Origin of the sequence: Streptomyces sp. NPDC093984, assembly GCF_044764595.1 — a bacterium.
Classification (GTDB): domain Bacteria; phylum Actinomycetota; class Actinomycetes; order Streptomycetales; family Streptomycetaceae; genus Streptomyces; species Streptomyces cynarae.
Window position 1 is genome coordinate 1 of sequence record NZ_JBIWIM010000019.1, and the last position, 19,951, is coordinate 19,951.

13 protein-coding genes, 1 tRNA gene, 1 pseudogene and 1 CRISPR repeat array are annotated in these 19,951 nt (G+C 70.1%); of the genes and pseudogenes, 3 read left to right on the forward strand and 12 right to left on the reverse strand.

Features of this window, described 5'->3' with window-relative positions:
• Positions 1-143: 143 nt before the first annotated feature.
• Positions 144-1,026: a CRISPR direct-repeat array (repeat unit 29 nt; unit sequence GTCCTCCCCGCCGACGCGGGGGTGTTCCG).
• Positions 1,027-1,494: 468 nt separating this feature from the next.
• Positions 1,495-1,980, forward strand: a complete 486-nt coding sequence (locus ACIRC0_RS35805; RefSeq protein WP_403625103.1) for a hemerythrin domain-containing protein — start codon at positions 1,495-1,497, stop codon at positions 1,978-1,980.
• Positions 1,981-2,858: 878 nt separating this feature from the next.
• Here ACIRC0_RS35805 and ACIRC0_RS35810 read toward each other — a convergent pair.
• The 3 genes from ACIRC0_RS35810 to ACIRC0_RS35820 form a co-directional block, all read right to left on the reverse strand.
• On the reverse strand, positions 2,859-3,434 hold the full coding sequence (locus ACIRC0_RS35810) for a hypothetical protein (protein ID WP_403625106.1): 576 nt from the start codon (positions 3,432-3,434) through the stop codon (positions 2,859-2,861).
• 44 nt (positions 3,435-3,478) lie between these two features.
• On the reverse strand, positions 3,479-5,824 hold the full coding sequence (locus tag ACIRC0_RS35815; protein WP_403625108.1) for a P-loop NTPase fold protein: 2,346 nt from the start codon (positions 5,822-5,824) through the stop codon (positions 3,479-3,481).
• A gap of 482 nt (positions 5,825-6,306) precedes the next feature.
• Positions 6,307-6,468 (reverse strand): hypothetical protein, encoded by a 162-nt coding sequence (locus ACIRC0_RS35820; protein ID WP_403625111.1) that lies wholly within the window; start codon positions 6,466-6,468, stop codon positions 6,307-6,309.
• A gap of 502 nt (positions 6,469-6,970) precedes the next feature.
• Between ACIRC0_RS35820 and ACIRC0_RS35825 the strand changes: the two genes are divergently transcribed.
• Positions 6,971-7,045 (forward strand) — tRNA-Met (locus ACIRC0_RS35825).
• A 422-nt stretch (positions 7,046-7,467) separates the two neighbouring features.
• Here ACIRC0_RS35825 and ACIRC0_RS35830 read toward each other — a convergent pair.
• The 5 genes from ACIRC0_RS35830 to ACIRC0_RS35850 all read right to left on the reverse strand — a co-directional run bounded on the left by ACIRC0_RS35830 (position 7,468) and on the right by ACIRC0_RS35850 (position 13,661).
• Positions 7,468-8,316, reverse strand: a complete 849-nt coding sequence (locus tag ACIRC0_RS35830) for a TniB family NTP-binding protein (RefSeq protein ID WP_403625283.1) — start codon at positions 8,314-8,316, stop codon at positions 7,468-7,470.
• Between the two features lie 211 nt (positions 8,317-8,527).
• Positions 8,528-10,633, reverse strand: coding sequence for a Mu transposase C-terminal domain-containing protein (locus ACIRC0_RS35835; RefSeq protein ID WP_403625114.1), 2,106 nt, complete (start codon positions 10,631-10,633; stop codon positions 8,528-8,530).
• Positions 10,630-11,388: a TnsA-like heteromeric transposase endonuclease subunit gene (locus tag ACIRC0_RS35840; RefSeq protein WP_403625117.1), complete on the reverse strand. Its 759-nt coding sequence runs from the start codon at positions 11,386-11,388 to the stop codon at positions 10,630-10,632. Before ACIRC0_RS35840 ends, ACIRC0_RS35835 begins: the two co-directional genes overlap by 4 nt.
• Positions 11,389-11,548: 160 nt before the next feature.
• The gene (locus ACIRC0_RS35845; protein ID WP_403625119.1) at positions 11,549-12,943 is read right to left on the reverse strand and encodes a DNA-binding protein; all 1,395 of its coding nucleotides are present in this window, start codon (positions 12,941-12,943) and stop codon (positions 11,549-11,551) included.
• 355 nt (positions 12,944-13,298) lie between these two features.
• Positions 13,299-13,661, reverse strand: a complete 363-nt coding sequence (locus tag ACIRC0_RS35850) for a helicase associated domain-containing protein (RefSeq protein ID WP_403625122.1) — start codon at positions 13,659-13,661, stop codon at positions 13,299-13,301.
• Between the two features lie 437 nt (positions 13,662-14,098).
• On the opposite strand from ACIRC0_RS35850, the gene ACIRC0_RS35855 reads away from it, so the two are divergent.
• Positions 14,099-15,106, forward strand: coding sequence for a glycosyltransferase family 2 protein (locus tag ACIRC0_RS35855; protein WP_403625125.1), 1,008 nt, complete (start codon positions 14,099-14,101; stop codon positions 15,104-15,106).
• Between the two features lie 412 nt (positions 15,107-15,518).
• Here the strand turns inward: ACIRC0_RS35855 and manB are convergent.
• From manB to ACIRC0_RS35875, 4 genes and pseudogenes are all read right to left on the reverse strand, one after another.
• Positions 15,519-15,995: pseudogene (manB, locus tag ACIRC0_RS35860) on the reverse strand (phosphomannomutase/phosphoglucomutase); the annotation flags it as partial.
• Positions 15,992-17,698, reverse strand: coding sequence for an alpha-amylase family glycosyl hydrolase (locus tag ACIRC0_RS35865; RefSeq protein ID WP_403625128.1), 1,707 nt, complete (start codon positions 17,696-17,698; stop codon positions 15,992-15,994). The pseudogene manB and the gene ACIRC0_RS35865, both read right to left, overlap by 4 nt.
• A complete protein-coding gene (locus tag ACIRC0_RS35870) occupies positions 17,695-18,921 on the reverse strand; it encodes a Gfo/Idh/MocA family protein (protein WP_403625131.1) in 1,227 nt (408 codons plus the stop codon). The genes ACIRC0_RS35865 and ACIRC0_RS35870 overlap by 4 nt, the downstream gene beginning before the upstream one ends.
• Positions 18,918-19,934: a glycosidase gene (locus tag ACIRC0_RS35875; protein ID WP_403625286.1), complete on the reverse strand. Its 1,017-nt coding sequence runs from the start codon at positions 19,932-19,934 to the stop codon at positions 18,918-18,920. The genes ACIRC0_RS35870 and ACIRC0_RS35875 overlap by 4 nt, the downstream gene beginning before the upstream one ends.
• Between the last annotated feature and the right edge of the window lie 17 nt (positions 19,935-19,951).

Sequence of the window (19,951 nt, forward strand, 5' to 3'; positions counted from 1 at the left end):
ACCGAACAGGGCTACGCCATCCGCACCGCCGGCACCCGCCGCCGCATCCCCATCGACTTCGAAGGCCTTACCCTCATCCGCATGACAGGACTACCACAGGTAAAGGGAGCGCAAAGCAACCTCTGAGGCGCAGGTCAGGAAGTGTCCTCCCCGCCGACGCGGGGGTGTTCCGGCACGGTGCCGATGCCGGTCACGGCAGTCGCGGTCCTCCCCGCCGACGCGGGGGTGTTCCGTCCTCGACGCGGAACTCCCACCGCCAGTCGGGGTCCTCCCCGCCGACGCGGGGGTGTTCCGGCCATCGAGGCGCTGAAGAAGGCGTGGGACGAGTCCTCCCCGCCGACGCGGGGGTGTTCCGTCATGGGCGGGCTCGCGGTCGGTTCGATCGTGGTCCTCCCCGCCGACGCGGGGGTGTTCCGCATGCGGACTGACACGCCCCGTGCCAACCAGGGTCCTCCCCGCCGACGCGGGGGTGTTCCGCACGCGTTCGTGTCCGACTACGCGGAGGGTGCGTCCTCCCCGCCGACGCGGGGGTGTTCCGCTCGTGAAGGCCGTGCACGTCAAGGACCCCGAGTCCTCCCCGCCGACGCGGGGGTGTTCCGATCCGATCGACCCGCGGGCGCTGAACGCGTTCGTCCTCCCCGCCGACGCGGGGGTGTTCCGCTGGCGCGGCAGGCGTTCCTCGCCGCGGCGAAGTCCTCCCCGCCGACGCGGGGGTGTTCCGCCGGTTCTGCACTCAGCACCGGATCATGCTGGGTCCTCCCCGCCGACGCGGGGGTGTTCCGTCGACGACGAACCTGGGCCGGGTCGGTGCGGAGTCCTCCCCGCCGACGCGGGGGTGTTCCGACGCGCGAGGACCGGGCCAAGCACGGTCGCGAGTCCTCCCCGCCGACGCGGGGGTGTTCCGGCCGCCGGTCCGCTGTCCCTCGAGCAGGTCATGTCCTCCCCGCCGACGCGGGGGTGTTCCGTTCGAGTAAACGCCGAGCACGATCGGGCTGGCGTCCTTCCTGCCGACGCGGGGGTGTCCCGCCGTACGGGGCGGAAAAGCTGAGCGACGAGGGCAGTGCGACCCCGCCTCCTACGACGCTGTGGCAGTCCGCCATAGTGAAGGCCCCGCCGGTCCGCGCTCCCCCGTCGCGGACCGGCGGCCGGCGGATTTCGTTCTGCTCAAGACAGCCGAGACGTGTACGGGGTCCGTGCCGGCTGTGTCCGGCACGGACCCTCACACAGCCTCCCACGGCTACGACGCAGCCCACTCCAGCCCGAGGTCAGCCAGTGCCTGGAGCTTTGCCCCCAGGTCGGTATTTGCGGAGGGTGCGGTTCCTCTGGAGTGAAGCGCTGAGCTGGCAGAACGCCGGAGCACGGAGCTGGTTTTAGGCGCGAGCGGGCACTGTGCTTGCCGTGTCGCCGCGTTGCGTGATCAGATTGCGGCAGCATCGCGTGCCGGTGGCGGACTGCGTCAGGCATGGAGGTGCGGAACCGAAGGGACCGCCATCCGTGGCTTCCCGCGACGGCGACCGTGTAGTCGCCTTGAGTCTGCAGCTCTCACAAGCACATCAAAAACTGCGTCGTCAGATCAACGAGATCAGGACAAGTCTCGGACACCGCCGGTTGAGCGACGACGCACTTGTCACCCATTGCCTGGCCTTTTGTGCCGCCTTGACCTCGCACCATCAAGGCGAGGACGACGGGATGTTCTCCCAGTTGCTGCGCGAACGCCCGGATCTCGCAGCGACGGTCGCGAAGCTTGTCGAGGATAATGGAATGATCTCGTCGATGCTGTCCCGGGTGCGTGAACTCGCCGAGAGGGCTGCCGAATCGCGTGGCCCGGTCCTGGAGACGATCGGGCGTGAGCTTGACGGATTGGCGGCGATCATGGAATCCCACTTCAGCTATGAAGAGCGGACGATCAGCGAGGCGCTCGATGGCGGAGTACCTGATACCGACTGGCCCGACATGGTCTTCCGGTTCGGCATGGCATAAGGGAGGTTCGTGATCAGGCCATGAGCTCGTATTGGTCCTGGTCAGGGGTGGGGTAGAGGCGCTGGTGCTCGCGGGTGGCGTGGAACCGCCAGTAGGCATCGAGGTCGCCGTTGGAGACGAGAGCGCGCAGTCGCAGGACGGCTTCAGCTCCGGCAAGGCCGCGTCACTGGTCTCGATCACCTCGAAGATCTCGCGGTAGGCATCCCGCCAGTGATCGAGAAGGCGCTCCAGGTCCAGCGGCTCCAGCGAGCTCTCGGGCTCCCAGGGAAGATACGCACGCAACTTCGCCAGACTGTTCAACGCCGCGTGGTACTTCTCGGGGTAGAGGCGAGCCTGGTGGGCGGCCATCTCCTCCAGCACCATCCAGGGCACAGCGACCCGGTGGTGCTTGGACTGCCGCAGCTTCCGAATGAGGTCAGCACGCGGACTCGACGGTGACAGATGGTTCACCGCGTTTGTGTCAAAGATGATCACACAAGCCTCCCTGCTCGTACGGGCGCAGTATCTCAGCGGCAACCTGCCGGTCGCCCGCGCGAAGAGGGCCGGCGCCTGACACAGCGCGAGGGCCACGCCGACTCCGGCATGGCCCTCGCGCGGTCCCCGACGGCCGCTACGCCGCGGCCCACGCCAGTCCGAGGTCGGCCAGCGCCTGTGTCCAGGGGCGATTTTTCTGATCAGTGGGTGGTGGGCTGGCCCGGGCTGATCAGTTTGGTGTTGGGGGCGATAGGGCTCCGGGCCGAGCTATCACGGCTTGGTGATGGGGGACCGGGTTTCAGTTCTCTGAATTGAGCTGCTGTTTTGTCAGGTGGAGCGGGCGTTGGTCAGGTGTGGTCATATTCCGGGTGTGTTGATCAGGTTCGTTGAGTGCTGCTATGCGGTCATCCAGTACAGGGCGGTGTCCATGTCGCGTGGGGTCCAGGTGCGGATCGAGGCTGGGGCAGCGGCGAGGAGTTGTCGATCTTTTCTATGTAGCGGCTGTAGCGGCCGGGTGCGTGGCTGAGGGTGATGCCGAGAGTGCGCAGTCCGCTGTGGGCTCGCCGGTCGTAGATGGCCATGCGGTCTGGTGCGGCTGCTGTGAGGACGGCGGAGGCGAGGGCGTCACCAGTGCGGAAGCCTGGTAGGTGGGCGAGGGCGGCGCGGCCGGCTTGTGCTCCCGCGCTGCGGCTGAGGGTGGTGTCCCGGGCGGCGGTCGTGGCTGCGGCGGTTGCGCGGCGTACGTCGGTGTCTGCGAGCGCCATGAGTTCGGCCGCCCAGGGCGTGTCGGCTCTGAGCCGTTTCCACATCAGCAGTGCTCCGATGTCGGCTTTGCCGATGCTTCCGCTGGTGCATGCACGTCGTGTCACTTCTTGCAGGGTCTCGTCGTAGTACGGGCTGACGGCGCCGGTGTAGGCCTGGTGGGCGGCGGCGACGCGCTGCCATTGTTCGGGTGCGAGAGCGAGCGGTTGGTCTGTCACGGTTTGCTGCTCCGTCTTGTCCGGAGGGATGAGGCAGGGGGTGGTCAGCCGCTGACTGGGGGGTTGCCGCGGTGTTCCCGGAGTGCTTGGAGGATGCGCGCCGGGTGTTCGTCCTGGGGGTTGTCGGGGTCTGCTGCGGGGGCGCCGAGGAGTGGGCCGAGGCGGCTGTACAGCGCGTCGAGGCCGATGAGCGCGTCAAGGCTATGCAGGGTGTCGCTGTCGATGGCGGGGAACGGCGCCCGGTCGGGCGGGAGGAGTACGGCGAGGAGGGCAAGCGGGTCCCACCCCTGGTCGAAACGTTGGTTGATCCAGGTACGGCAAACCTCGGATTCAGTGTGGCGCCATGCCCAGATGAGCGTGATCTGCAGCTCGGTGAGTTCGTCGATGGGCCGGCTTGCGGAGGCGGCGAGGTGCCGCGCGATCTCGTGGCTGATCAGTGAGCGGGCCTCACCGATCCAGTCGTGCGTGGCCGCTGCCTGCGCGTGGTCTGGGCTGTCGGGGGCGTTCCGGGCAGTGACGCGTTGCAGAGTGCGAGCGGCCAGGACAGCTCCGTCAGGGGTCTCAGCCATTAGTTTGAGGATTGCGGGCCGGTCGGGCTCGGCAAGGTCGGTCAGGAGGTCTTTCGCGAGGAAGTCCATGGCGCGGTCCGCGGTGAACAGGCCGAGGGCCCCTTGGGGAGCGGAGGTCAGGTGGCCGTAGTGCTGGGCTGCGGCTTTGAGGAGCGCGGCAGCCGGTAGGGGTGTGCCGGCGGCGCGTTTGTACTGGATGCGCCGGGTAATGCGCTGGGTGTCGTCGCGCAGACGCAGGAGGAGTTCGTCTGCTTCGGTCCCCGGGGTACCGTCGGCCAGTTGCTGCAGGGCGCTGTCGAAGGTGTGCTCGGGAAGGTCGTCGTCGGGGATACCGAAGACCATGTACCGGTCGAAGTAGTCAATGCTGCCGATGCCGCGCCGCAGCGCAATGGCCTGGGTGTTGGCGCCGTAGCCGAGTGCTTGGCGAAGTGGTGCGAACAGCATGCCCATGAGGCCGATCACGCCGTCCAGGTGCTGTTCGGCGACGCCAGCGTCCTGCAGCCTGGTGCGCCAGCGCTCGATGCCTTGTTCGGGCCGCTCGTCGCGGCGTGGGGGCAGGCTCACGCTGGCGCCGGTGAGTTCGGCTCGGTGCTGCCACAACAACTGGTAGGCGCGGGGCTCACTGGTGCGCAAGAAGGTGACGATGAGGAAGTCGACGATGTCGACGTTGCCGGTGAGCTGGCCGAGGGTGGCGTCCACCTGGCCGAAGAACCGCTTGATGGCCCGCGGGGTACGCAGCCGGCCCTGCAGGTAGCGGTAGTAGGCCTCGGAGAGCCTTTCCTGCTCGCTGGCTGGCAGGGTCAGGCTGTGCGAGGCGAGGACTGCGGCGAGGGAGCGGTTGACCAGAATGTCGGCGTCGCGCTCGCGGAAGGCGGGAAGGTCCAGCCGGACCTGGATGATCTTTTCCAGGAAGTCGCGTGCGCGGGGCTCGCTGTTACCGACGAGCTCACTGCGTTGCAGGACGTCCAGCAGGGTCCGTTCGTCGAAGCTGATCAGGTAGTACACATTGGGCAGATGGCCTACGAGGCGTACCAGCTTGAAGACGACGAGGAGCTCTTCGGGGGTGAGGCGGTCCAGGTCGTCCATGACGACGAGGACCGGGTGACCCGCTTTGCGCAGGGCTTCCTCGGCTTTGTGTTTCGCGGCGGATGCGCTCGTGTCGCCGCTGATGCGGTTGCTGACCTCCTGGATCAGCCCCTCGGAGTCCAGGCCGAAGAGAGCGGTGACCTTCCCCAGAGGACTGATGGCCTTGCCGAATCCGCCGATCTTCTCCCGCGCCTCGGACCACCGCTCGTTCTTCGGGAGGGCTTCGCGGATCTCGCTGAACAGTGCCAGCGTGAGCGACTCCAGATCGGAGTACAGCCACGGGTTGAGTTCCGCGACCAGCCACCCGCCATCGTTGGCCGCGTCGTCCCGCAGGCGACGTGTCACCTTGCCCAGGACGCTGGACTTCCCTGAGCCCCAGGGGCCGATCAGCGCGAGGACTCCGGTTTCGGTCTGGGCTCGTACCCGGTCCAGCAGGCCGATGACATGGTGGGCGTATTGCCCATGTCCGAGCAGGTCAGGTCCTTCCTCGTGGTCGAGGAAGGGTTCGTCGTTGAAGAAGTGCGCGTCGGCCATGTGCCCATTGTCGGGACAAGTCGGAATCCAGTAAGGGAATTCGCGCAGTTCAGGTCGAACGAGGCTGGCTGTGGTGGGGAGGTGTTGCTGGTCGGGGTGGAGTAGGAGCCAGCCGCGTTGCTGGTTGTGGAGCCATGGGCGGGCTGCTGGTGTTCCCAGGACGGCAACGCCCGCGCCAGCACGCCTTCCTCGACGCCGCACAGGCCTGCCAGTATCCGCCGCCCGCCCTCGTTGAGCAGGAGCTCCGCGTCGGCTCGCACGGCGCCGCCTTCATGCCGGGGACGGGAGCCGGTGACCGTGAAATGCCCGAGCACCTGCTGGGGGTGCATGCCGTACGTGGCAGCCACCCGGCACATGAGCGACCAGATCGTCTCGCTGCTCACGGACGCAGTCCGCACAGGACCGGAAGAGGTGTCACCTCGTCACGGTCTCGTACCTAGGGTGCCCAGCAGGCACTGACGGCAAAGATTCATGCCCGGAAGCGGACAGACAGGCGTGCTGTCACTGGTGCGCGTCAGGGCACGTCACCGCAGAAGACGCAGTACCACAGGAGGAGTCGATGTAGGCGGCTAGGCGCCGCTGCCAGGGGGTGTCCTGTTCGCGCAGGACAGCGCGGCAGGCCCGCTCCAGGGTGCTGTTCTCCCGCCAGCGAAGAAAGCGGCGCCGGCAGGCGAGAAAGGGTCTCAGAGCCGGGGGAAGACGCGTCCAGGCTGCCCGGTGCAGGCGATGTAGACGATGCCCTCCAGGAGCTGCCGCTCGCAGCGGGGACGGCCACCGGTGTGCGATCGCGCGGGCAGCAGATCGGACAGTGTCTGCCAGGCGCGTCGCTGATCCGTGGCTGCCACACCGACACCCGATCTGCCAGCGACAGCAGCTCATCGACCAGACGCCGCTGTTCCGGAGCACGGCCCCTGCCTTCGATCAGCTGCCCCTCGAGGTCTCCGCCCTGCACACGCGGTATAGAAGGCCACTCCTGTGCGCTGCTGGGCGTGCGGTGGGCAGTGCGTCTTCGTACGGTTTTCTGTGCCCGGCTCAGACAGGACGGCAGGGCTTGGCGGTCCCGTGCCCGGTCGCACGTTGCATGGGACCGCCCCCGAGGAGTAACTGGCCGCGGCAGGGTGGGGGGCCCCTGTCGTCCCATCCCGATGGCCCCGCGGCGGTCAGGCCAGCTGCTGGCGGTCAGTGCCTCCGGGGCTGCGCCCTGCTGCCCTTCGTCGTGAACATCCCGACGCACGGCGGCCACCATCGCGCCAGCCGAAGCGCTGTCGCGTGCAGAGGTCAGATGGTGCGAGCGGCCCGGTAAGTCCCTGCAGTTGTCGCGGGTGTGGCGTATGGTGATGTCACCGACGCGGGGTGGAGCAGCTCGGTAGCTCGCTGGGCTCATAACCCAGAGGTCGCGTGGTTCAAATTCCGCCCCCGCTACGATCGAAGGGTCCGGCAGGAGCCGGGCCCTTCCCCGTTTTCATCGGCTGCTAGCACCCTTGGAGGGCTGGGCGGGGGCTTCGCAGTTATGCCCATTCGATGCCGAGCTTCCGCAGTGCGTCCTGCTGCTCTTGGGTGAGATTGCCTCGCCTCGCGCGGGTGTTCGAGACCCATACGCCGAGCTTGACGGGTAACGCTCGGAGGGGGGCTTGTTGGTGTGTCTCGGGCTTGCTGGCCTGGTGTGTTGTGGGTTCGTTGAGAGTGGGCGGGTGCGCGGTTCCGGCGGGTAGTCCGGGGTGTGAGCTGGGGTTGTGTCGTGTGTGCTGAGTGGGACCGGGTTCGTTGTGGGTTTCGCTAGCGTGTAAAGGCTCGGTTGGTGTTTGTGCTGGTCAGCGCTGTTTTGCCTGTTCGGTGGGTGGGGGTTAGCGGTTGTGGGTGGGGCGGTTGTGTTGTTCGGCGAGGTGGTCGAGCTGTACCGCGTCGAGGGCAGCTTTGGTGATGCGTTCGGTGCCGTCGTGGATGGCGGTGATGGCGGCTTGGCGGATGAGGCGGGTGAGGGATCCGATGCGGCCGGCCGTGCGCTGGTGGAGGTAGGGGGCGTGCCGGGGGAGGAGGCCGGGTTTGTGGTGGGTGAGGTCGAGGGCGTTCTCGATGTCGGTGATGACGTCGCGGAATGGTTGGCGGGTGCCGTGGCGGGCGGGGAGGGGGCCGCAGGTGATGAGGGTGGCGCGGCCGGCGAGTTGAGCGCCCCGTGTCCCGCTGAACAGGGGTGTGTCGGTGACGTTGATGCCGGCGTACACGAACGTGGCGGGCAGGCGTTCGGTGAGATCTTTTAGCAGGTCGGCGGCCTGGGCGCCGGTGGTGGTGCGGGGGTTGAGGCGGTGGATCTCGTCGATGAGGACGAGTTGGACGCCAGCTTGGGTGTAGGTGTGGCAGACGGCGTCGGTGATCTGGGTCTGGGTCATGCGGGTGGTGGTGGGGATGCCGAGGTAGCGGGCGAACTCGGTGATGAGGGTTTTCGCGGTGGCGCCAGGCGGGACGAGGACGTACGCCACGGGTGCCGTGGCGTGGGCTGATCCGGGCGGGGGCGGGTTTTTGCGGGTGTGGGCGAGGTGGCAGGCGCGGCCGACGTTCAGCAGGGCGGTGGTTTTGCCGGCTGCGGCGGGTCCGGTGACGATGAGGGAGGGCCGGGCGGTGGTCTGCTGGTGGCGGCCGAGGATCATCAGGGTGCGGACCTGGGTGGCGAGCTGGCTGATGGCGGGGGTGCGGATGGTGACGAACGCGGAGTGGTAGGCGAGGCGTTCGTCGGTGCTGCGGGGCGGGTCGTCGGGCTGGGGCGGGGCGGGGCGGGCGGGTCGGTGGTGGCGAAGCGGCGCCAGCCCTGCCAGGTGGTCAGGGGCCAGGACGGCTCGGCCGTGTTGCCGCTGCCCGCGTCGGCGGGTGCGTTGCGCGGTTGGTGCGCTGCGGGGTGGGGGCGGGTGTTCACCACTTGTCGGCTTCCTCGTATGCGTCGTAGAGCCCGAATCCGGCGGCCGCGGTGGGGCGGGTGTCGTCCTCGGGGAGGTCGTCGAGGTCGTCGATGCTGTCGTCCTCGCCGTGCTGCGACGACCCGCCGGTTATGGGGCCGGTGCCGTATTGCGGGTGCCGTGTGGCGGGAACCGGCAGCGTGGTGGCGCGGGCGAGGAGAGCTCGTTCGGTGGTGGTGGCGTGGCCGCTGTGGACGCGGCGCATGAGCTGGTCGAGGGCGTCGGCCAGGCCGGCCTCATGCTGCTGGCTGTCGTCGTGGTTGTTGTGGTGGGCGTGGGTGCGGATGTGCTGCCAGGTGTGGTCGTTGAACGGCTGGTGGACGTGGTCGCGGTGGATCCAGGGGATTTCGGTGAGCTCGCCGTCGGGCAGGCGGATCCAGATCTGGCGGACGTCGTGGGGGTTGTAGTGGATTTCCCATTTCCCGCCCCGGCCGGCGACGGGGGAGGCCTGGCCGCGGTACGGGGCGAGGAGATCGTGGTCGTAGGTGCGGTGGTGGATTGTGATGCCTGCGCGAGTGATGGCCTGCCAGCGCACGGGCAGCAGCTCCAGGTAGTCCTGGCCGGTCAGCGGGACGGGCACGTACCCGGCGACGGCGACCAGCGCGGCCCACATCTGGTTCGGCGTGAGGGCCTTCTTCGGCATCATCGGGTGGCGCAGGCCTTCGTGGGGCCGGTGGTGGTAGTGCACCAGCCATTCGTCGAGGAGGTCCTGGAGTTGGGGGACGCTGTAGCAGGCGTCTTTCTCGGTGTCGGGGCCGCGGCGGGTGACGTCGGATCCGGTGTAGCCGGGCAGGTGCTGGCAGAACAGGGCGTTGATGGTGCCGAAGGTCCGCTCGACGATGCCTTTGGCGGTGGGGGAGTGGGGCGGGGCGGGCTGGACGCTGATGCCGAGGTGTTCGCAGGCGGCGGTGAACGCGGCGGAGATGAAGACTTTGCCGCGGTCGACGACGATCGTCTCGGGCAGGGCGACGGGCCGGGCCGCAGCCCCGGCCAGCCGCTCGTCCAGCGCGGCCAGCCGCTGGTGGGGGAGTGCGGGAGCGTGGTCCATGCGCAGGATGTCCGGCCAGGTGGGGTGGGCGGGGTGGGGGACGGCCATCTCCGCGAGCAGCAGGGCGGCGTCGACGGCCTTGGTCGCGCTCGGGCACAGCACGGCGGCGAGGATGGCGCGGGTGGCGACGTCGACGGCGATGGTGAGCTCCGGGCGGGCGAGGCGTCCGTCGTCGAAGAGGGCGAGGACGTCCAGGCGGGTGGTGTCGACCTGGACCTGTTCGCCGGGCCGCAGCGCCGTAGCTGGGGTAAACGCCCGCCCGTCGACGCTCGCCGGTACTTGCCGGACGGGTCCGGAGGGCAGTTCGCCGGGCCGGGCGAGGGCGGTGACGAGCCGGTACAGCGTGGCCTGCGACGGCGCGGGCACCGTGCCTGGGCCGTGCCGGTCCTCGAGGATCTGGTTGATCAGCGGGAACAGGCCGTTGATGGTGCCCTTGGAGCGGCCGCGGCGGCGGCGCAGCGCCTCGCGGACGGCGGCGACGACCCGGTCGTCGGCCCGGCCGGTGGGGCTGGAGGCGCGGGTGGTGCGGTGGTCGAGCAGCCCCCACAGGCCTTGTTTGCGGTAGGCGAGCCGCATGCGCTGCACGGTGGTGCGCGAGACCCGGCCGAAGCCGAGCGCGGTCAGCTCCTGGGCCTTGGCCTGCTCCCCTTCGGCCAGCGTGTGCCGCTCGGGGTCGTACTGCTCGCACACTGCCCCGTCGCTGCCGGGCCCGCCGGGCAGGCCGCATTCGACTTCCCTGACGTGCCGCTGCCACGCCAGCGCTTTCTCACGCGCGGCGGCAGGGGCGGTCTCGAACAGCCCCCACTGCGGGGCCGCCTGGGGCACATCGGCCCCGATGACGGTGAAGCCGGGGTCGGCGAACAGGTGCCCGGCGAGCACGGCCTCACCACCGCCGTCCGGGCCGACGAGATGGATGGTCTGTCCAGCCAGAGCAACGACCTGCCACGTCACGCCACGGAACCGGACATGCGCGCCGGCCTTCACCGCCGGCCGGGCATCGCGCCGCGCACTCACTCGGTGTCTCCCGTCCTGCCCGGGACTTCCCACTCCTGGGGACCGACCAGGACACGCTCGTGCAGCGGCGTGTGCAGACCGGCCGTCAGCTGTCCGTGCCACAGGGCGTGGAAGACGCAGGGGAGGACCTCGATCGAGTCGCCGACCGCTTCGGTGCCTTCGATCAGCGGCCGTGGCCGCGTGAACGCCTCCAGGACGGACGCCGTCAGGCCGGGCCGGTCGGCGTTGCGGGGGTGGCGGTAGCCGGCCAGCCATTTCAGGTTGGCGGCCAGGATGTCGTCGAGCGGTGGGAGGCGCCGGTAGGTCCAGCCGATGTCCGCGCACGCCTGTGCCACCGCCTCGGCGGCCTTCCTCGCGCGTTCGCCGCCGGCGTCGGGGTGGCTGGGGCAGTCGGCAAGCAGCGCGGTGCCGTCGGCACGCCGGGCGAAGAGCTGTGGCACCCAGGAACGCACCTGCCCGCCAGGATCACGCCACAGCAGCCGCACCGGCCGCCCCGCCAGGCCCGTCATGTCCGGGTCGCGGTCCAGGACCATCAGCTGGACGCGCATCGCGTTCGACCCCGCGGCCACGTGCCGCCCGGTGGTCGCCGACCACCACAGGCCCGGCCCCCAGCGCCGCCCCGGGACCACCGGGAACGCCGACACCGGCGGCAAGTCCTCGAACGCCACGGTCATGGCGGCATCCGCCCACCGCTGCTGCACCGCCTGCCCCACCGGGTCGAGGAACACCGCCTCCAACCCGCTGCCCTGGTCCACGGCCGCTCGCCCTGCCTGGCTCCGGTGCCGGGCCGCTCCTGTCCTGGTCACCCGCGCCAGCTAAGCCGGTCCCGCCGACAAGCATCGCCATTTTCAGTGTTTCTGCCACGAACGAGTGCCGTATCAGCTAACAGCCGACCCGCCCCTCGGCACAGTGCTCTCAGCCGCCGCTCTTCTGCCTGCCCGCCGTCAGTATCTGGCTGAGCGTTTCAACGGGCATGTCCACCCACCGGGCCACTTCCTCAAGCGGCACCCCGCCGTTCACCGCCGCCACTGCCGTCCGTTTCCAGGCCGCCTCGATCAGACCGGCACTGTGACCGAGACCGCGCAGCAGCCGCCGGGCGACGTCGGCGGTCGGACCGGTCTGCACCCCGCGCAGCTGTAGCAACTGCTCCTCGGCGCTGTCGATAGTGCTGGTGATCAGCATGCGCTGCTCGGCGGGTACCGCAGCCCGCCACATCGTCCCCGAACCGGGTGCCTTCTTCTCCTTGCCCAGCACCCGCAGCTGGCCGGCCATGGTTGCGGCCTGGTGTTCCTGGCGCAGCCACCACGGGTCGTTGTCGTACCCGGGCGGCCCGCCGGCGCCGCGGCGAAGACGGATGACGCTGCCCATCAACGCGATGAGCGGCCCGCCGTGGTCCGTCGCGGCCAGTGGCCCCAGCCATTCCCTACCCAGCCGATCACCGAGCCGGCGGCAGAACCTCCCGTCGGCGGGCAGCGCCCGCGGCCGCCCGGCACCACTGTCGGCCCACACCAGCTCGGCCATGGCCGGGTCCAACAGCGTGTCGGCCACTACCACCACCTCCGGGAAGACGACCGCGTCCCGCCCCACGATCCGCCACCACTCCAGATCACCAGCAGCATCCCCGCCCGCAACCTGATGCAGGCGCCGCGGCCAGATCGTCTCCCGCTCCCACTGCAGGGCCTGCTCCCACCACCGGGCCACCACCGCCTGCGCCAGCGCGAACACCCGCTCCGGCTCCGCATCGGCCCGCACCGCCCGCCGCACCACCGAGGCCCACCGCCGCTGCGCCGCCACCACCTCCGGCAGGCCGCGCAGATCGAGGTGCTCCAGCGGCTGGTTGGCGTCCGCGTCCAGCAGCCACCGCCCATGTCGCATGCACACCCGCTCCCACCGCGGCGCGTACCGCACCACCCGGAGAGCCGTCCCCGTGCGCCGGGCCGTGCACAGCCGACAGCCGAACGCCACCGGACCGGCTACCGCGCCACCGATCCGCCACAGCCCCACCGGATCGCCATCCTCGGTGCGTAACTTGGCGTCCCCTTCTTCCAAGGACGGCAACGCCCGCGCCAGCACGTCCTCCTCGACGCCGCACATGCCTGCCAGGAGCTGGCGTCCGGCTGCGTTCAGCAGCACCTCGGCGTCGGCCCGTGCGCCTCCGCCCTCGTGCCCAGGAGGGTAGTTGCGCCACTTCCAGCACGCCCGCAGCGCCTTCGCTTCCATCCCGTAGCGGCTGGCGATGCGGCAGATCAGCGACGAGGTCGTCTCCCTCCGTAGGGGAACGGTCCGCAGGAGGCCGAGGTTACGGATCACTCCACCACGGTCTCGTGTTCACCGCCCCAGGCGGGCGTTTTCGCAACGACTGTGCAGTGGATAAACCAAACCGGATCCGCACGGGGCTGCAGCACGCCCGGTCGATCAGTCCGGTGGTCGGCGGGGAGAGGCACGTCGGCACGTGTGCGGCGCCTTCTTACGCAAAACGACACCGACATCCACCACGGCGACGCCATGACCTGCGTTCACCGCGCGGAGACGGCGCCATGCCGCACCGAGAAGCTGCTGCTCGGACTGCCCGCGGACGACGGGCCGCCAGGAGCCAGCACCAACAATCAGCCCTCCGCCGGCTCTGATCCCTCTCACCCGTCTCCACGGCCGCTGCCCCTGGCTGCTATGTCCACCTCATCCCGATGACAGACAGTTGTTCGATCCGTTCCGGGGTCAGGGTCGCGGCTCGCGAGCGTTGGTTGCTGATCCATGCCCCGAGCTTGATCTCTCGTTCCTCCTGGGCCTCGCCGCTCTCGCTGTCGCGGCTGTCGTCCCCGCTGGCGACGGCAATCCGTTCGATGTGCTTCCTCGGCACTCGAAGGTGTCCCTCACGCTCGTAGAACTGGCGGGCGGCTGCGTAGTTGAGGGCCCATTTGTCGGCCTGCGTACGGCGCGGCTGGGGCTTCTCGTCCTCGTCATCCCCACCGGCAAGTGCAAAGGACAGGACCCCTCCGTCGCCAGCACCTACCGGGCGCTCGCCGGGCACGGGAAGAGGGAAGGTACCCCGAAGCCGTCGAGGCCGCGCACGCCGACTTCACTGCCCTCCACGCCAGCGAAGTGACCGGATCCCGAGCGTGGGCAAGCCTGCCGGGGCTTCAGGATGTGAGCCGCCCCGATTTTCGTAGAGTCAGGTGATTTTGTTTCAGGCGGACTGCGGGGGCTGCTCCTGGCTCTGCCCCAAGTCGCGTTCGTCAGCAGCAGGAGATCGAGAACAAACTTGGTGATCTTGTAACGATGGGTCGTCCCCTGTGACACGCAGGACCTGGGACGCGCTGAACACAGTGACCCCGGTCGGGATCACGCCGCCTGATCTCCGGGGGGAGGTACGCGGGCGGCATCAAGACAGGGGCGCGGCTCGTTTACACCCGCGTGGCGGGCCCGCCCCCTGTTCATCTCGCAGCGTTTAGAGCGGAGTTCACGCCGATGATCAGCGTCATAGTCGCCGCGTACGACCTTCAGGGACAGCTGGGGGTCTGCCTGAATTCGATACTGAACCAGTCCTTCCGGGACGTGGAGGTTGTCGCGGTCCTGGACCAGTCTGCCGAATGCCCTGCGGGCTTGGTGGATGACTATGCTCGGCGGGATGGGCGGGTCTCGGTCGTACGGCTGACGGGCGTCGCCGGCATCGGCCGGATACGCAACGCGGGGGCGGAGCGCGCCGCCGGTGACTACCTGCTGTTCCTGGACAGCGATCACATCATCGGGGGTGAAACGCTTCAGGCGATGGTCGATCGGCTGCAATCGGCAGACGAGCCGGATGTTCTTCTCTTCGGGCACACTCGCCTCCATCGCGGCTGCTCATGGCCCGGTGCCGCCGCCGGCCTGCTTGCCCGGCAGGGACGTGAGCCCTTCGCCTCGATGGACCAGCCCGAGTTGTTCGGTGCTCCGGCCTACTCCTGGGACCGTTTGGTCCGCCGCGACTTGTGGATCCGGCAGGAACTCGCGTTCCCTGACGGTCTCCACGAGGAGGTCGCAGTCGTCCACCGTGCCATGCTCGCCGCCGACCGGGTCGCTGTCCTGAAGTGGAACTGCGTCCAGATCCGCCGTCGGCACACTCAACACCCCGCAGGCTCACCGGGCGGCACCCACTTCGACGTCTTCGGCCGGTACGAAGACAGCTTCGACTTGCTCGAGGAACGCGGCGCCCTGGAGGTTGTGGCTCCCTTCCTCTTCACTCGTATGATCCGTCACTACCTCTTCCTTCTCAATCTCGAGGGATGTCTCTCCCGCTCCGAGCGCCCGCAGTTCTTCCAACGCGCCAGCGAGCACTACCGGCGGTTCCTCCCCGACGGCTACGAGCACCCCGAGGGTAGGGAGGGTGTCAAGTTCCAGCTCGTGGCGAGCGGGAGATACAGTGCGCTGGAGGCCGCCAGTCTCCCTCAGCGCGCGCGGAGTTTCGTCTCCCGGGGCGCCGCCGTCCGCGGACGGTAGCCCCAGGCTGGGTGACTTCGACCGTTACTGCCGCCGACAGAGCGGCGCCGCATGTAACGCACCCTGCACGGCCGGGTCAGCGCGTCCACCCAGATGAACGCCTACGGTCCGGCTCCAGCAGCCGCTTGCGAGGGGCTGGTCGGCGTCCGCGTCCAAGAGCCACTGCTCGTGCCGGACACACACCCGGGACCAGAGCGGCGCGTATCGCACCACCCGCACGGCCGTCCCGGCACGCCGGGCCGTGCACAGGCGGCAGCCGAATGCCACCGGCCCGGCGACCGCGCCGCCGATCCGCCACGCCGCCGCCGGCACTGCGTCCTCTTCGGCGGGCAGCTTGGCGTCCTCCTGTTCCCAGGACGGCAACGCCCGCGCCAGCACGTTGTCCTCGACGCCGCACAGGCTTGCCAGGAGCTATGTCGCGTCGGGTGATGGTCCCGGGTGCGCGCCGGGCCGCCGGAAGCGGCCCGCCCGCGGCCCAGCGCTCCACGAGCCCCCGGACCTCCCGCAGCCCGGTGTCATGGCCCACCGGGGCCGCACCCGCGCGGCACATCTTGATTCCGTTGTACTGCGCCGGGTTGTGGCTTGGGGTGAACATCGCGCCCGGTCGCTGCAGCGTTCCGCTGGCGAAGTACAACCCGTCGGTGGAGCACAGGCCGATCTCGGTCACGTCGGCACCGCGCTGCGCGGCACCCTCGGCGAAGGCACGTGACAGGCTCGGGGAGCTCGGGCGCATGTCATGCCCGACGACGATCGCTTCCGCGCCCGTCACTTCGGCGAAGGCCGCGCCGAACAGCCGGGCGAGGCCCTCGTCGAGCTGGTCCGGCACCGTACCACGGACGTCGTAGGCCTTCACCAGGCCGGAGAGGTCGGTACGTGGCCTGTCGCTCACTGGTCTTGCTCCTTGTGGATGATCCAGACGGCCGTGTCCTGCGGAACGGCCCTGCCGTGCAGGGGCGCGCTGGACAGCAGCACCTCGGCGTCGTCGTCCAGCCGCAGCGGCCGGGTACCGAAGTTGACCAGGCACCGCAGCCCCGAACCGCGCTCGAAGCCGAACCACTCGCCGCTGTCCGGACCGTCCAGCTTCAGCGTCGCATGCGACGCGGGGTGGGCGCGCCGCAGCCGCAGCGCCGTCCGGTACAGTGCGAGCATGGAGGAGTCGTCGCCCTCCTGTGCCCGTGCGGAAAGCCCGGCCCAGTCGGCGGGCTGGGGGAACCAGCAATCCTGCGGGGCCGCGGTGCTGAAGCTGTAGGGGGCTCTCTCGCCCTCCCAGGGCAGGGGCACCCGGCAGCCGTCCCGTCCGCGCTCCCGGTGGCCGGAGCGTTCCCACAGCGGGTCGCGCAGCCGGTCGTCGGGGAGTTCGGCCTGCGGCAGCCCGAGCTCCTCGCCTTGGTAGACGTACGCCGCACCCGGCAGCGCCAGCATCAGCAGCGCCGCGGCCCGGGCACGTCGCTCACCGACCGGGCCGCCGCCGTAACGGGTGACCGGACGGACCGCGTCGTGACTGGAGAGCACCCAGGTGACCGGGGCGCCGACCGTCTGCATGCCGGCCACGGACTGCTCGACCACCTGCCGCATCGCCGCCCCGTCCCAAGCGCATTCCAGAAAGGCGAAGTTGAAGGCCTGCTGCATCTCGCCGGGACTGACGTACCGGGCCAGCCGCTCGCGGTCGAAGACGCCCGCCTCGGCCACCATCACCCGTTCTCCCGGGTCCACCGCGCCGGCCGGCGCCGGGTGGGTGTCCAGCAGGACGCGCCAGTCGCGGAACAGCGGGTGCAGTTCCTCCTGGTCGTAGTAGGGCATCAGGTGGTTGCGATGGATGTCCTGGTGCTGTCCGGGGCCGGCGTCGGGCAGGCCCTCCGCCTTGAACAGGGTGTGGGCGACGTCGACGCGGAAGCCGTCGACACCGCGGTCAAGCCAGTGCTTCAAGATCCGCTCGAAGTCGGCGACGACCTCGGCATCGCGCCAGTTCAGGTCCGGCTGTTCCGGCGCGTGCAGATGCAGGTACCACTCGCCGGGGCGGCCGTCCGGGCCGTCGACTCGGGTCCAGGCCGGGCCGCCGAACGCGGACTGCCAGTCGTTGGGCGGCAGTTCGCCGTCCTCGCCGCGTCCCGGCCGGAAGACGTAGCGCTCCCTGGCGCGCGAGCCGGGCTCGGCGGCGACCGCTTCACGGAACCAGGGGTGCTGGTCGGAGGTGTGGTTGGGGACCAGGTCCACCAGAACCTTGATGCCCAGTCCGTGGGCCTGCTCCACCAGGGCGTCGAAGTCGGCCGGGGTGCCCAGATCGGAGGCCACCCCGGTGTGGTCGGCTATGTCGTAGCCGCCGTCCGCCAGCGGGGAGGGGTAGAACGGCGTGATCCAGAGCGCGTCGACACCGAGCCTGCGCAGATGACCGAGCCGGGCCGTGACACCGGGCAGGTCCCCGATGCCGTCACCGTTGCTGTCGGCGAACGAACGCGGGTGGATCTCGTAGCAGACGGCGTCCCGCCACCAGGGGCCGGCGGGGTCAGGTCCGCCGGCCCCTTCCGCCCCGGGCACGGCGACGGCCGGCCCCGGGAGGGCGCCGTCGGCGTCCGGGAGCCGCAGCGTGGTCATCGGCTTCCTCCCCCGGCCGCGAGCGAGGGGATGACCACGGGCAGGGTGCGGCCCGTCTGCGCCGACCGGGTCGCCGCCTCGGCCACCGCGACGGCGGCCAGCCCGGCACGGGCGTCCGCCACCGGGGTGCCCCCGAGCGCCGCGCAGTGCAGCAGGTCGGTCATGGCGGCCCGTACGCTCTCGCCGTAGATGTGCGGCTTGCGCGCCTCGCCGCCCAGGTCGATCACGCAGTCCACCCGGTGCGGGACGACACGGCGGACGCCGCGGCCCGAGGCCGGGCTGTCCGAGCCGACGTCGCGCGTCACCGACACGGTGATCCGCTCCTGCCCGTGCGGGCGCAGCCCCGGGACCGCGAGGAGGTCGCCGGCTCGCTCGGGCAGCCCCTCCCAGCGGGCGGCGCCCGCCTCATCGGTCCAGGCGGTGACCGTCGCGAAGGTGGGGATCCAGCCGGTGACCCGGGCTTCGGCGAAGCCGTGGTCCAGGCGCATCAACTGCCGTTCGGCGCGGTGCGCGTGGGTGAAGGAGTGCGTGTGCGTGGCCACGGCCCCACCGGGGTGGGTGGCGGTGGCCACCACGATGTCCACCGGCCCGCCGTCCCGCCGCACCGCGGTGCCCTGGACCTCGACCGGGTCGCTGCCCATGAGGGCGCTCGCCGCGTCGAAGAAGTGCACACCGTGCTCGATGTGGATGCCGCCGCTGCGCGCGGGGTCCCAGAACCAGTGATCCGGGCCGAGGTCCTCGTCGGAGGCGTCGTTCTCGAAGGCGAACCGCCGCAGCGGGTCGAGAAGCCCCTCCGCGCCGAGCCGCTGGAGCAGCCGCAGGATCGGGTTGTAGCGCAGCACGTGGTCGACGACGACCAGGCCGGACGAGCGGTCGGCCTCCTCCTTGACGCGCGCGGCGTCCTCGAGGGTGACCGCGACCGGCTTCTCGCAGAAGACGTGCTTGCCGGCGCGCAGGGCCGTCAAGGCCCCCTCCGCGTGGGCGGCCGGCGGGGTGGCCAGGGCCACCACGTCGACGCCCGGCAGCGCGATCGCCTCCTCGACGCTCGTGCAGACGGTCGCGCCGTGCCGTGCGGCGAGCGCGGCGGCCCGGTCACGGTCGGCGTCGGCGCACGCGACGACCCGCAGTCCGGGGATGTCGCGCACCGCCTCCAGCACGTACGCGCCGAATCCGCCGCAGCCGATCAGGGCCAGCCCGAAACCCGCCTCGGGTACGGCGTTCACTCGGCCCGGTCCAGGCGGGCCACGCCGATGTGGGCGTCGGCCATGCCGTAGAACACGTAGCGCACGCCGTCGATTTCCTCGATCGCCGTGGGGAAGACCACGTTCGGAACGGTGCCGGAGCGCTCCTCATCGGTCTCCGGTGCCATCAGCGGCTCGGTGGTGCGGGCCAGGACCCGGGCCGGGTCGGCGGGGTCGAGGATCATCGCGCCGGCCGCGTAGTGAACCGTCTGCGCTTGGGCGAACGGGTCCTCGAGGGTGCCGGAGACACCGTGGTGGATGAGCAGCCAGCCCTCCTCGACCCGGACGGGAGCCGGGCCGGCACCGATCTTGAGGGCTTCCCAGGGGTACTCGGACAGCGCGACCAGGCGGTGGTGACGCGGCCTGGCCAGCGCGCGGATGTCCTGCTTCACCTCCTCGACCGGGACGTAGGAGATCCAGATGCCGGGGCGCTCGTCGGTCACACCCGCGGGCAGGTGAACGCCCTCGCCGGGGCGGAACCAGCCCAGGTCCCACATCGGGCGGTGCAGCATGGCGAAGTACATCTCACCGTCCGGGCCCGGGACGGGCTCGGGGAAGTGCACGACGTCCTTGTTGGGGAAGAGGTTGAGGTCGGTGTCCAGGTCGGGCTGGTACTCGAACTGGATCGGCCCGAGGCGCTCCCAGTTCACCAGGTCCTCGGAGACGGCGAGGGCCGGCTTGGGGCCGAGCGGGCCGTAGGCCACGTAGGACAGCACGTACCGCCCCAGGTCCTCGACCCATGTCGTACGGGGGTCTTCCACGCCGGCGTTGTTCTTGCCACGCTCCCAGCCCTCGTCGGGGGCGAGGACCACGCCGCGGCGCTCGACCCCGGTGGGCACGCCGTTCTCGACGGTCACCTCGGCGAGTCCAACGCGGGAGACGTTGCCCTCGGCGACCAGGCGAGGCAGCAGGTGGAGCTTGCCGTCCGGGGTGCGGCCGGAGGCGGGGTTGAGCACACCCTCGACCTCGTTCGCCTCTCCGGGAAGCGGGGACATGACGACGCCGACCCGGG

Coding starts and splice junctions, on each gene's coding strand:
- ACIRC0_RS35865 (WP_403625128.1), bottom strand. CDS start 17,698: ATGACCACGCTGCGGCTCCCGGACGCCGACGGCGCCCTCCCGGGGCCG.
- ACIRC0_RS35855 (WP_403625125.1), top strand. CDS start 14,099: ATGATCAGCGTCATAGTCGCCGCGTACGACCTTCAGGGACAGCTGGGG.
- ACIRC0_RS35875 (WP_403625286.1), bottom strand. CDS start 19,934: ATGTCCCCGCTTCCCGGAGAGGCGAACGAGGTCGAGGGTGTGCTCAAC.